The 12,301-nt window shown below is 45.3% G+C and carries 12 protein-coding genes; 4 read left to right on the top strand and 8 right to left on the bottom strand.

From position 1 onward, the window contains the following. Positions 1–8: 8 nt before the first annotated feature. The 4 genes from YWE_RS26935 to YWE_RS0108425 form a co-directional block, all read right to left on the bottom strand. A complete protein-coding gene (locus YWE_RS26935; protein ID WP_407641206.1) occupies positions 9–1,835 on the bottom strand; it encodes an extracellular solute-binding protein in 1,827 nt (608 codons plus the stop codon). A 294-nt stretch (positions 1,836–2,129) separates the two neighbouring features. Next, positions 2,130–2,708 carry a bifunctional murein DD-endopeptidase/murein LD-carboxypeptidase gene (gene mepS, locus YWE_RS0108435; protein ID WP_029094124.1) on the bottom strand — a complete coding sequence of 193 codons (579 nt, stop codon included), beginning with the start codon at positions 2,706–2,708 and terminating at the stop codon, positions 2,130–2,132. A 302-nt stretch (positions 2,709–3,010) separates the two neighbouring features. Beyond that, on the bottom strand, positions 3,011–3,718 hold the full coding sequence (locus tag YWE_RS0108430) for a phosphatase PAP2 family protein (protein ID WP_029094123.1): 708 nt from the start codon (positions 3,716–3,718) through the stop codon (positions 3,011–3,013). Between the two features lie 82 nt (positions 3,719–3,800). Beyond that, positions 3,801–4,778, bottom strand: coding sequence for a CobW family GTP-binding protein (locus tag YWE_RS0108425; RefSeq protein WP_029094122.1), 978 nt, complete (start codon positions 4,776–4,778; stop codon positions 3,801–3,803). A gap of 193 nt (positions 4,779–4,971) precedes the next feature. On the opposite strand from YWE_RS0108425, the gene YWE_RS0108415 reads away from it, so the two are divergent. After that, the gene (locus tag YWE_RS0108415) at positions 4,972–5,298 is read left to right on the top strand and encodes a hypothetical protein (RefSeq protein WP_029094121.1); all 327 of its coding nucleotides are present in this window, start codon (positions 4,972–4,974) and stop codon (positions 5,296–5,298) included. Positions 5,299–5,403: 105 nt separating this feature from the next. Here the strand turns inward: YWE_RS0108415 and yeiP are convergent, their stop codons facing one another. Further along, positions 5,404–5,976 carry an elongation factor P-like protein YeiP gene (gene yeiP, locus YWE_RS0108410; protein ID WP_029094120.1) on the bottom strand — a complete coding sequence of 191 codons (573 nt, stop codon included), beginning with the start codon at positions 5,974–5,976 and terminating at the stop codon, positions 5,404–5,406. Positions 5,977–6,182: 206 nt separating this feature from the next. Beyond that, entirely contained in the window at positions 6,183–7,424 is a 1,242-nt protein-coding gene (mtr, locus tag YWE_RS0108405) for a tryptophan permease (protein WP_029094119.1), read from the bottom strand. 196 nt (positions 7,425–7,620) lie between these two features. Between mtr and YWE_RS0108400 the strand changes: the two genes are divergently transcribed. Together YWE_RS0108400 and fruK are read left to right on the top strand one after the other, a co-directional pair. After that, on the top strand, positions 7,621–7,875 hold the full coding sequence (locus YWE_RS0108400; protein WP_029094118.1) for a YkgJ family cysteine cluster protein: 255 nt from the start codon (positions 7,621–7,623) through the stop codon (positions 7,873–7,875). Positions 7,876–8,165: 290 nt separating this feature from the next. Continuing rightward, entirely contained in the window at positions 8,166–9,104 is a 939-nt protein-coding gene (gene fruK, locus YWE_RS0108395) for a 1-phosphofructokinase (RefSeq protein WP_029094117.1), read from the top strand. Between the two features lie 78 nt (positions 9,105–9,182). Here fruK and nfo read toward each other — a convergent pair whose 3' ends face one another. Next, positions 9,183–10,040, bottom strand: a complete 858-nt coding sequence (gene nfo / locus YWE_RS0108390; RefSeq protein WP_029094116.1) for a deoxyribonuclease IV — start codon at positions 10,038–10,040, stop codon at positions 9,183–9,185. 152 nt (positions 10,041–10,192) lie between these two features. Then, on the bottom strand, positions 10,193–11,284 hold the full coding sequence (locus YWE_RS0108385) for a YeiH family protein (protein WP_036015505.1): 1,092 nt from the start codon (positions 11,282–11,284) through the stop codon (positions 10,193–10,195). 113 nt (positions 11,285–11,397) lie between these two features. Here YWE_RS0108385 and yieE point away from each other — a divergent pair, with 113 nt between their 5' ends. After that, positions 11,398–12,297, top strand: a complete 900-nt coding sequence (gene yieE, locus YWE_RS0108380; RefSeq protein ID WP_029094114.1) for a DNA-binding transcriptional regulator YeiE — start codon at positions 11,398–11,400, stop codon at positions 12,295–12,297. Positions 12,298–12,301: the final 4 nt, after the last annotated feature.

Raw genomic sequence — 12,301 nt, 5'->3', positions numbered from 1 at the left:
CAGGATCCTTAACGACGCTGTTCGGGGAGCTGTTCGGCTTTATTGACGTCATACCACCAGGTATCAAAGCCCAGCGAGCTATTTGGCCGAACTTCCGGCATAGAGAACTTATTCCAGTAAGCGAACCTGTCGTGGTTGGAATACCACATCGGTATCATTAAGTAGTGGGAGGTTAATACCCTATCCAGCGCCTTACCCAAGGACAATAAAGGCTTTGTCTGGCCTTGATGCGCGCTAATTTTTTGAGTTAATTCATCTACTGCAGGATCCTGAATACCCGGGCCGTTATAGCTGGAGTCAATATAAGCGGAGTTCCAATAAAACATCAGGTCAGAAGACGGATATTCCATCGCAGGATAAGGGCGAGGCAGCATATCAAAATCACGGCTGCGCAGGCGGCTGATAAACTGAGAGCTGTCGACCTCACGCACGTTCAGCTTTATCCCTAAACGCGCCAGGCTTTGTTGGAATGGCAAAACATACAGTGAGTTACCGCCGCTAAGCAGTAACAGCTCAAACTCCATTGGCTTACCGGTTTCATTATTAACCAGTACCTTATCTTTAATCTCCCAACCGGCATCTTTGAGCAGTTGAGTTGCTAGCAGAAGGTTTTTACGATTGTTACCCGTACCGTCGGTTGTAGGCGGTTGGTATTCCTGAGTAAAGACTTCGCCGGGTATCTTATCTTTTAATGGCGTTAACCAGGCCAGCTCATCTTCACTTGGCAAGCCGGTGGCTTCATAAATAGTATTTTGGAAGAAACTGCGCGGTTGCTGATTCGCGCCGTAAAACAGGGCTTTGTTCATCCACTCAAAGTCGAAAGCCAGGCCAATGGCCTTTCTGACTCTAGGGTCGGAGAAGACCGGGCGATGTATGTTAAACACCAGCCAACTGCTCTGCTGGGCAGCTTTATTCTCTTCATCTTTTTTAACGATAAAACCTTTATCAAAGTAGTTACCTTGATACTGAGTTGCCCAGCTTTTTGGCGATGACTCAATGCGCAGGTCGTAGGCCCCAGCTTTAAAGGCCTCCAGTGATATTTTATCGTCCAGGTAATAGTCGTAGCGGATAGTGTCGAAGTTATAGCGACCACGGTTAACCGGTAAATCAGCCGCCCAGTAATCCTTAACTCGCTGATATACGATGTATTGACCTAATTTATAATCACTGATTTTGTAGGGGCCGCTGCCTAAAGGTGGAATATTCAGCGGTTCACCGAGGTTGTGGTGTTGCCAAAAATGTTTAGGGAATATAACCAGCCCGCCGATAATTCCCATCATTTTATCCCGGTCGGGCTCAGGTAGTTCAATTCTGACGGTCAGCTCTGAAATCGCCCGTACTTTTACCCCTTTGTAGAAACTACGGAACTGGGGAACACCCTCGGTCATAAACTTCTCAAAGCTAAAGGCTACGTCTTCAGCAGTAATTGGCGTCCCGTCTTGAAAGCGTGCCCGTGGATTAATATTAACTTCCATCCACTGAAAGCTATCGGTATAGCGGGCAGATTCAGCAATCAGCGGGTAAATACTACTGACTTCATCTTCAGAGGCGGTAAAAAGAGTGTCGTTCATCCGTTCGCTTCCGGCCAGAGGATTACCTCGGAGAGCATAGCGGTTGAAGTTATCGTAGGTTCCTATTGCTGCAATGGTCGCTTTACCCCCTTTTGGTGCCGAGGGATTGACGTAGTCATAGTGGGTAAAGTTAACCGCATACTTAGGCTCGCCAAGCAGTGATAGCGAATAGCTTTCTTTGATCGTTTCTGGCGGCGTTGTTTCTGAATGGCTATAAGAACTGAATGCCGAAAATATGAATGCAGTAAACAGAAGGGGAAACAGTCTCGGATTCTTCTGTCGACTTAAACGTAACATATTCATAAGTGATTCTGACTCAGTAATGTGATTATGGTTAACGCTATTGAGCATCACGACCAGTCATTAGTGCTAAGCCGTGGCGTATGCGATACAAAATATCTCTATATTATATCTCATGTTATGAAGGTTACCTAGTTTGAGGGCGCGGGTTAGCGCAGGGGGATAGTTATGTACCGGCAGGGGGGATTGTCTGAAGATGGTATCAGATTGAACGCAAACAAAAACGCCTGAATTTATTCAGGCGTTTTTCAATGCTAATCAGCTTTTATTTAAGACTCTGCGAGCCTGATGGTAGCGTGAGTTCCAGTATTTATCGTTAAGGCTGGAAATTATGACTCCACTGCTGGTAGACGCATGAACAAAATTATCATTACCGATATAAATGCCAACGTGGCGACCGGTTGAACCCGCGCGGAACAGGACTAAATCTCCCGGGCGAAGTTTTTCTCGCTTAATCTGCTTACCCGTAGCCTGTTGTCTTGAGGTATCACGAGGAAGGACTAAGCCAAATTGTTCACGGAATGTCAGCTGTACAAAGCCGGAGCAATCGACGCCTTTCTTAGTCGAGCCGCCCATCCGATAGCGAACGCCTTTCCAGCCAGCATACTGGTTAAGAATTTTGGATTTGATATCAACGTTTTTAACCATTGATTCAAATTCATCTTGAGACGATTGTAGTGAAAGCCCTTGTCTGTCTTTTACTGCACTGGTCTCTGTATGTTTGGAGTTTGAAGCTTCTGCAGATGATAATGTGCCACAGCCTGATAGCATTACGATTGCGGCTACGGCCGGCGCTAATCGTAGAACATATCTCAGAATCGGTTGAGATTTGACCATTTTAATGGAATTCCTTTCTAGTCCTTAACGACAAAAGTCGCTACACACGGTGTTAATCTGGGTTCGCTCAAGGCGCCTAAAATCAAGGGGCATTGGGCAATTATTCCTGGCAAAACGAGACAATACCTGTCTTCCTGTTATGCTCCATTCGCGGTAAGTACACACAAACGCTAGGAAGACTACTGTATTGAAAGTCTGATTGCGAGACTTTTCTGGCTTTGAAATGTTACAAAACGAGTTTTTTATCTTTTTTTGTGACATATAACCGGTAGTGATTATGACTACCGGTCATATACACAAGGCTAGCGTGATGGGGGTTTATATCCCGGAATTAATCTATTGATACCATTAATGACGAAGTCGCTTGCCGGGGTTAATAACCACCAGCTTAGCCCAACGCAGGCCATTGAAAGAGCACCGACATAGATATCAGTGAACCAGTGTGCACCGACCATAATACGCGGTAGTGAAAAGATAATAACGTAGCCGACCGCAATGACAAATGACCACCGAGTGAAGTAACGCAGCATAAATCCTGCGAATATCATCAGCATCAGGCCGTGATCTCCGGGGAAACTGTCTTTAGATGAGTCTTTAGTCGGAATTCCTGACAGCTCGGTAACGCGATTGATATCACTAAAGCTCAGGGTCGGGCTTGGACGTTGAACGGGTAATAGCCTGCCTGACTGATTAATCAGGACGGCGGTCAGTAACATGACAACGCCAATAATAATCATCCGACGTTTGCCGGCAGCATCCTGCTTCAAGAAGAAATAAAGAAACAGTAAGCCCATCGCCATTAATGAAACGCCGTCAAAGGCTCGATTATTGGTGATAGCAACCAGCTTTAGAAAAGCAGCATTAGTGGCTAAATGGGCATTAAAATAGTGAAAAATTGATGAATCAATCTGGAACCAGAAACCATGATTTTCAGGTAAATACCAAGAAAGGAATAACCCAATTCCAAATAGGTTCAAAAGTAAGATTTTAGGTAAGTTACTGCAGCCCATCAAAACACCTTTATATAAATTTAATAACATTAAAACTTAAGTCTGACACCATAATCATAGATTGCTTTTGCATGACAACAAGTTATGACTTTGGGGTTCGGGCTTTTAATAATTCGCTCTGTAGTACGTTCCACGGTGCTTCGCTGGTGTGAATCAGCTCAACTCGACTATCAACAGGTTCAACGGGCTGAGTCTCAATGCTTAAATCTAGCCCTTGGCGGTTAAATATTATGGTGCCTTCAGCAATGCGCATAACGCCCTTGACACGCTCCACCGGTGCCAAACGAACCCAATCAAGTAATGCAGCCGTTGAAAAACAGGTGGCCGAGTCAAATATCCAGCCACAGCTAAAATATCCTTGCCCCTGATTTAATGCCCTGCGCCAGCCCCGATCGCCCGCTAAACTAAGCGCAGCCAGGCCATTTTTCTTCGGATGATGATGGTGTGCTGAATCGGGTAATTCTTGCAGATTAAGGCGTGGCTTGTCGAGTAATTCAACGGGAGCATTGCCTTGTTCGATAAAGAAAGATGGGCGTTTTAAATCGTCATTTTGTTGCCATTGGCTAAATACGGCTTTGTCATTTTCTGAATATGTGTCGGCTTTACTGGCCAAGATAATATCAGCTGAGGCGAGCTGATCGCGAAAATTTTCATTTTCGTAATAACGTGGTTCTGATAGCTGCCTGGCATCAACCAGACAAAGCGTCGCACGTAAATCGAGCAGGGGTTGATAAACGTCTGAGGTTAATAGCGAAAGAATCTGCTTCGGATGCCCTAAGCCTGTCGGTTCAATTAACAGGCGATCTGGCTTAGCCTGCTTGAGCAGCATGTTTAAACCAACCTGCATAGGTAAACCGTTAACGCAGCACATACAGCCGCCGGGAATTTCTTTTAAGGTTGCACCTTGATTCGCTAGCAATGCGCCATCTATGCCCACCTCACCAAACTCATTGACTAAAATAGCCCAGTTTTCATCGGCAGGTTTTTGGCGTAGCAGATGTTGGATTGTGGTTGTTTTACCACTGCCCAGAAAGCCGGTAATTAAATTTGTTTTTGTCACAGAAGGATCACCTTATCAATCCGAACTATATTATAGAAATATGGGTTGGATATTCGAAGTCTATGCCATCGGGTATCGGATTCATATTGAAATATTGGATCAATATATTAAATTTCGGGGCGTTAGTACCAAGGGAGTGAATAGTTTATTGCTGGAAATTTGACTTTAATAAGTATATAGCCAGAGGTCTTATATGAAAGATATAGTAAAAACTTCGGTTAAAGGGCTTTTCTTACTTATTACAGGGATTGTTTCACTCTCAGTGCTAAATGTTTGGGCTTCAAGCTCCGCGCAGATTACATTTGTTGGCCGTGTGGTCGAGGAACCGTGTGATTTTTCGAGTAACAATCGCGTTGTGACGCTGACATGTTCGCATAACAATCGTCAGCCGCTGGTTACTCAGGTCCCGATTAATCAAGCGACTGAACAGCCACAACAGTTGGGTAATGGAAATATGGTGAGTTTTAATTGGGTGGATAAGTCGAGAAAGCTTGGTATAGCAACCATCACCTATAACTGATTCTAACATTGAATGAAATACAGCTAGGTTTAAGCGAATAATTTTTTATTACTTGGAAAACTAACGCCATATCAGTAAGTCACTCTATGGCGTTAGTTTAAATCTTTAATCTGCGCGGCTCATATAGCGACGCTCTGGTACATGAATACGGATTTTTTCACCCGGATTTAAATATTCAGGAACCTGAATAACCAGACCGGTACTCATCGTTGCCGGTTTATTACGGGCACTGGCTGATGCGCCTTTTATGCCGGGAGCGGTTTCAACAATTTCCATATCGACAGTTTGTGGCAATTCTAACGCCAGAACCTGATCTTCAACGGTTAAGACCTGCATACCCGGAATACCGCCTTCAGGGATAAACAGCAGTTCTTCTTCAATTTGTTCTTTTTTGAAGATGTACGGAGTGTAGTTTTCATCGTCCATAAAAATGTATTCGTCACCATCAATATAAGAGAAGGTGACCTGACGACGATTTAGACTGATAGCCTCGAGAATATCATCACCTTTAAAACGTTCTTCTACTTTCAGACCGGTACGGACATCAGAGAATCGCATTTTATATAACGTGCTGGCACCGCGCGCGCTTGGGCTTTGAACCTCAATATCACGGACTAATAACATTTTGCCGTTGTAATTGATCGCCATACCGCGTTTTATTTCATTTGCTCTTGGCATAAAAAGACCTGTTTTGACTGTTTAAAATATCTGGCGACAAGTTACTCGCGCGTATGAAAACAGGCAAGAAGAATCCATCTATGAATAGATAAAAATTCTTATGATAGGCGTTAGATCATAAATCTCAGGAGAGATGCGTGGTATCAGGCAAATATTGAACTCACCTGATACCAATATGGGCAACTTAGTATGGGCAACTTAGTGGGCTATTGATACACCGGCAATAAGTTTAACGTTGAAAGAACGTGGGCGACGATATTAATCAAACCAAAGAGAATAACAAAGTAAATCATCAGCCTGCCGCCGGGGGCGCGATAGCTTGCCTGAGGGAACTGTACCCGACTGGCCCGGGCCAGCATGGCCGGTACAATAACGGCCCAAATAGTTGCTGCTAAGCCTGCAAATCCAATGGCGTACAAGAAACCGTTAGGAAATATCAGCGCGCAGATTGTTGGCGGTACGAACGTGACCAGCGCTGATTTAGTTCGCCCTGCGGCTGAGTCTTCGAACTTAAAGAAGTCCGCAATGTAATCCAGTAACCCAAGAGATACACCAAGGAATGAGCTGGCCAGCGCCATATAAGAGAAAGCATTAAGTAACTGTTTAACGGTTGATGTGACGGTACCGTTATCTAACTGAGCCAGTAAGTTACCAATGTTTCCGCCTTCTTCAATAACCTGTTTGAATGCCGGGCGGGGAACATTGCCCTGTATAACAAACTGCCATAACAGATAAATGACCAGCGCGATTAAGGTTCCGTAGAGCAGGCTCTGCACTACGGATTTAGCATCTTTGCCATAGTATTTGACTAAGCCGGGAATATTTCCGTGATAGCCAAATGAAGCCAATAAATAGGGCAGTGCTGCTAAAGCATAAGGTAAATATTGCGCATCGCTTTCTGCCGTATTGAACAGCACTACCGTACTGACCTGGGTAAACATATCACTGACGGAAAAGACAAAGGTGATCACCATACCGCCGATCAAAATGGTATTAATACGATCGACCGCTTTGGTTGATAACCAAACAATAAATGCCACCAGAACAGCAAAACACAACCCGGCCATGGTCTGATTAATAGCAAACACCGAGGAAAGGGTATGGCTAATAATTGAGCCACCGGCGGAGATATAGGCATAGGTCAGGATATAAAGAACGAAGGCAACAGACAGCCCGTTGATGCTATTCCATACGCTGCCTAACAGGCCTTTAACCATGGTATGAAAGCTGGATCCCGCCGGATAGTTTAGGTTAGCTTCCAGTAACATTAAGCCTGAAAATAACATGCAGAACCAGGTATAGATAAGCATCAGGGTTGAGCCACTGAACCACACGCCGGATGTCACAATTGGGATGGAAAACATTCCTGCACCAACCGCGGTGCCAGAGATAATCATCGCGCCGCCAAATACGGAAGGGCGTTTATGCAAAGGCATATCTTGTGACATTATAGACTTTCCTGATAAGGTTATATTTCTGTACTAGTCTAATGATACGTGGATGCTGTTATTTGTAAACCCCTTTTTATTAATCAATTAATATGGTTAGTCCGGAGAAGTGATAGCCGTTCGGTAAATAGCTGGTTATTATTCTGGCGTGCTGATATGGTCTGGCAACTTTAATGTCCTGCTGCGGATGTATTGCATGGAATGTCGACCGGGTTGTGGTGCATGTTGTATCGGATTATCCATTTCCAGCTTTATTCCCGGTATGCCCGACGGCAAAGCGGCGGATGTTCGCTGTATTCATCTTGATGATGCTTTTCGGTGTAAGATTTTTGAACATCCTGACAGGCCTAAGGTCTGCGGACAGTTAAAACCCCGCGCGGATATGTGCCTGAACAACCGGGATGAAGCGCTCATATACCTGCGTCAGTTAGAATTTCTGACCGCCCCCTGAAGATCTCTATTACTGACTCTTATTGATTGCAGAGTATAGGCTTTAAGTACATTTATTGATGGTGCCCTCATTCAGCGCCGTCGGCACCTTTTTATCTGATTTCCGATAATAAATAGATTCATATCAAGTGATGAAAGCTAAAAGATTGGCTCGGCTAGAGCAATTGAACAAAAATAAGGCTAAAATCACCTGAAACGATCCACCAAAGGTAAACAGGGGAACGCAAAGGCGTTTCTTTGGCTATTGAGTGACAGTTTTGACTGTCGGTATAAGTTTAAAAGAAGATATTGATGAATAGACGCGTTGCAACAATAACCTTGAATCCGGCTTATGACTTAGTTGGCTACTGCCCTCAGATTGAGCGCGGGGAAGTCAATTTGGTCAGAACGGCAGGATTACATGCGGCCGGTAAAGGGATCAATGTCGCCAAGGTATTAAAAGATCTGGGCATTGATGTCACGGTAGGTGGGTTTTTAGGTAAAGATAATCAGGATGGTTTTCAGCAGTTATTCAGTGAGCTGGGAATCGCCAACCGTTTTCAGGTGGTTTCCGGGCGCACTCGCATTAACGTGAAATTAACCGAGTCTGATAATGAAGTCACTGACTTTAACTTTTCAGGCTTTGAAGTTACTCCGGCGGATTGGCAACGGTTCACCACCGATTCCTTATCGTGGCTGGGGCAGTTTGATATGGTTGCTGTCAGCGGGAGCTTACCCTCTGGCGTTGCGCCTGAAGCTTTTAGCGACTGGATGCGCCAGCTACGATCCCTGTGCCCATGTATTATTTTTGACAGCAGCCGTGAAGCTTTTGCCGCGGGCTTAAAAGCGTCGCCTTGGTTAGTCAAACCTAATCGCCGCGAGCTGGAGATTTGGATGGGGCGTCGCTTGCCGACCTTGGCTGATGTTGTTGAAGCCGCCCATGCTCTGCGTGAGGACGGAATTGCCCACGTTGTGATTTCATTAGGCGTTGAAGGGGCATTGTGGGTTAATGCCTCCGGTGCATGGTTAGCTAAACCGCCAAGTTGTGATGTAGTGAGTACCGTGGGCGCCGGAGATTCAATGGTAGGTGGCCTGATTTACGGATTGCTGATGCGTGAATCCAGCGAGCATACCTTGCGTTTAGCGACGGCGGTAGCCGTTCTGGCTGTCAGTCAGAGTAACGTAGGCATTAAAGATCGTATGCAGCTGGCATCGATGATGTCGCGGGTTGAATTAAAACCATTTAATTGATGCTACCAATCTGATGGTTAAGCATCAGTCTGAAATCCCGGCTTTCACCGGGATTTTTATCTTAACATCACACTAATCTTATGCCGTTGCTAACTGTTTTTGCTGACTTTTTAGCCACGCAATTTCATCTTTCCAGATGTCGGGGTTAACGGTTTCCAAAATCAGTGGAATATTATCAAACCGGCTGTCACGCATAATATAGCTGAATACCGTTTTGCCGATATTACCTTCACCCAGGCTATGATGGCGGTCAACCCGGCTAGCGAACTCGCTTTTTGCATCATTGAGGTGCATGCCGCGTAAATAATTAAAACCAACAATCCGCTGGAAGCTGGCGAAGGTTTTTTCACAGGTTTCTTCAGTACGAATATCATAACCGGCGGCAAATGCATGGCAGGTATCAATACAGACGCCAACCCGACTTTTATCTTCTACACCGTCAATAATGGCCGCCAGATGCTCAAACTTAAAGCCCAGATTACTGCCCTGTCCGGCGGTATTTTCGATAACGGCGGTAACACCTTCCGTTTTATCTAGCGCGATATTGATCGATTCTGCAATACGGGCCAGGCAGAGGTCTTCATCTATTTGTAGTAAATGGCTACCCGGATGGAAGTTAAGCAACGTCAGGCCAAGTTGGCTACAGCGCTCAAGTTCATCAATAAAAGCATCCCGAGATTTTTTTAATGCATCTTCGACCGGATGACCCAGATTAATCAGATAGCTATCATGGGGAAGAATTTGCTGAGGAGTGTAGTTATATTTCTCACAGGCCTGACGAAAGTCAGATATAACCTCATCGGTTAACGGTGAGGCCCGCCATTGGCGCTGATTTTTAGTAAACAAGGCAAATGCTGTTGCTTCAAGTTCGTGAGCGCGGATGACCGCTTGGTCTAGACCGCCTGCTGCACTCACATGTGCACCGATAAACTTCATCTCAATTCTCCTCTGTTGATAAGCAGGAGTATCGCATAATTTCTATCGTAACGGCTATTAACAAATGTGTAACTTTAATAGATTCAGCGTACTTATATCCGTTTGGATCAAATATCTGCCGCCAGATTGGTTGTTTCCGGCGGCAGATAAAATCAGATACCCCATTTCAATATCAGCAAATTGATAGCTGCACCGCCGACAATTAGCCAGATAAACAGTAATGCGGCTAGCAGCATAGGTTTAACCCCGGCTTGCTTAATGGCGCTGACGTGAGTGGTTAACCCTAAAGCCGCCATTGCCATGCAGAGTAATACCGTATCCAGATCGATAATGATGCTGACTAATTTCGCAGGCAGCAGGTCGAGTGAGTTAAATCCGGCAACTAAGATAAAGAAAACGGCAAACCAAGGAATAACCACCGGGTTTTTCTGCGCTTGCGCGTTTTCTGAAGCCGATGGGGCTTCAGTACGGCTCAGATAAGCCGAAAGAATTAGTAAAAACGGCGCCAGCATCATGACTCGAATCATCTTAGTAATAACGGCGCTGTTACCGGCATCATCAGAAATAGCCTTACCTGCGGCAACAACCTGTGCCACTTCATGAATCGTTGAACCGATATAAATACCGAAATCATTATCTGACAAGCTAAGAATATTCAGCTTTAGATCCAACTGATAGATCCATGGATAAAGAAACATCGCGATGGTACCGAATATCACAACCGTTGCCACGGCTACCGCAACTTTGCTTGATTCTGATTTTACAATCGGATCGGCAGCCATAACCGCTGCAGCGCCACAAATACTACTGCCTGCGCCAATTAATAGGGTTGTTTGCCGATCCATACCAAACAGGTATTTACCTAACCAACAGGCCAGAAAGAATGTAGATGTTAGCGTCAGGGCGTCAATGACGATACCGCTGAGGCCAACATCAGCAATTTGTTGAAAGGTTAAACGAAATCCATACAGGATAATGCCAAGCCGTAATAATTTTTGTTTGGCTAAATGAACGCCGCCGTCACAGCTTGAGGCAATAGAAGGATAAACAACATTACCTAAAATCATGCCAATCACAATGGCTAAGGTCAGGGCACTAAGACCCCACTGTGACACGATCGGCAGCGTAGCGGCATACATTGAAAATGCGGTAATCACTCCGGCCAGCAATAAACCCGGCAGCAGTGGCGTGATAAATCCTGACGGATCCCGTTTAAATGCCATCCAGCTACTGATTTGGTGCATATAAGTCACCCTCCATCGTTGAAAATATGGCTATAAAGTAAAGTAACTGGCTATAAAAGAGAAATTGATTATATATTTATAACTTATCGGTATAAGTGGTAAGGAGGGATGCCATGCACATAACATTGCGACAGCTTGAGATTTTTGTTGAGGTATTAAAAAGCGGTTCCACTACTCAGGCTTCATCGGTGCTGGCGTTATCTCAGTCGGCGGTCAGTGCGGCGCTGTCAGATTTGGAAGGGCAGCTTAACGTTTTACTGTTCGACCGGGTGGGTAAGCGGTTGGTGGTTAACGAGAACGGCCGATTACTTTATCCAAAGGTGTTGGCGCTGCTGGAGCAGGCGACCGAAGTTGAACAACTGTTTCAGCAAAATGATAGTGCTTTACGGGTCGCGGCCAGTACCACTATTGGTAATTATATGCTGCCTGAAATCATCGCCGCTTATCGCCATGAGTTTCCTCATACGCCGCTTGAGCTCAACGTAGGCAACAGCCGTGAAATTATTCAGTCCGTAGTGGATTTTAGAGTGGATTTTGGCTTGATCGAAGGGCCATGCCATCACCCTGACTTGATATCCCGCCCTTGGGTCAGTGATGAGCTGGTGGTTTTTTCCTCAGCGGACCATCCTCTGGCAAAAGGCCCGGTCTCGATTGAAGCCTTGACGAAGGCCCCGTGGATTTTACGTGAAACCGGTTCGGGAACCCGTGATGTATTAGAACATAGCCTGATGTTACACCTGCCCGGCGCCCGACCTATTATGGAGTTGGGTAATTCCGAGGCGATTAAACATGCCGTCAGGCACGGTATCGGTATCAGTTGCTTGTCCCGTCGGGTTGTGGCTGAACAGTTGGAGTTGGGTACGCTGGTTGAGCTGAAGATCCCATTTGCAGATTTAGAACGTACTCTGTATCTGATATATCATCGTCAGAAGCATTTATCCGCCGGACTATTGCAGTTTTTAACCTACTGTCATTTCCCGACAGAATTGCTGAATGAAATTAAAAGTAAGTAGGTTA

The sequence above is a fragment of the Budvicia aquatica DSM 5075 = ATCC 35567 genome, assembly GCF_000427805.1.
Lineage (GTDB): Bacteria > Pseudomonadota > Gammaproteobacteria > Enterobacterales > Enterobacteriaceae > Budvicia > Budvicia aquatica.
This window is presented reverse-complemented; position numbering and strand designations above follow the sequence as displayed.

Excerpts from the sequence above, each read along its gene's own strand:
- nfo (WP_029094116.1), bottom strand. The coding sequence starts at position 10,040 with ATGAAGTTTATCGGTGCACATGTGAGTGCAGCAGGCGGTCTAGACCAA.
- YWE_RS0108415 (WP_029094121.1), top strand. The coding sequence starts at position 4,972 with ATGAAAGATATAGTAAAAACTTCGGTTAAAGGGCTTTTCTTACTTATT.
- YWE_RS0108400 (WP_029094118.1), top strand. The coding sequence starts at position 7,621 with ATGGAATGTCGACCGGGTTGTGGTGCATGTTGTATCGGATTATCCATT.
- yieE (WP_029094114.1), top strand. The coding sequence starts at position 11,398 with ATGCACATAACATTGCGACAGCTTGAGATTTTTGTTGAGGTATTAAAA.
- yeiP (WP_029094120.1), bottom strand. The coding sequence starts at position 5,976 with ATGCCAAGAGCAAATGAAATAAAACGCGGTATGGCGATCAATTACAAC.
- YWE_RS0108430 (WP_029094123.1), bottom strand. The coding sequence starts at position 3,718 with ATGGGCTGCAGTAACTTACCTAAAATCTTACTTTTGAACCTATTTGGA.
- mtr (WP_029094119.1), bottom strand. The coding sequence starts at position 7,424 with ATGTCACAAGATATGCCTTTGCATAAACGCCCTTCCGTATTTGGCGGC.
- fruK (WP_029094117.1), top strand. The coding sequence starts at position 8,166 with ATGAATAGACGCGTTGCAACAATAACCTTGAATCCGGCTTATGACTTA.
- mepS (WP_029094124.1), bottom strand. The coding sequence starts at position 2,708 with ATGGTCAAATCTCAACCGATTCTGAGATATGTTCTACGATTAGCGCCG.
- YWE_RS0108385 (WP_036015505.1), bottom strand. The coding sequence starts at position 11,284 with ATGCACCAAATCAGTAGCTGGATGGCATTTAAACGGGATCCGTCAGGA.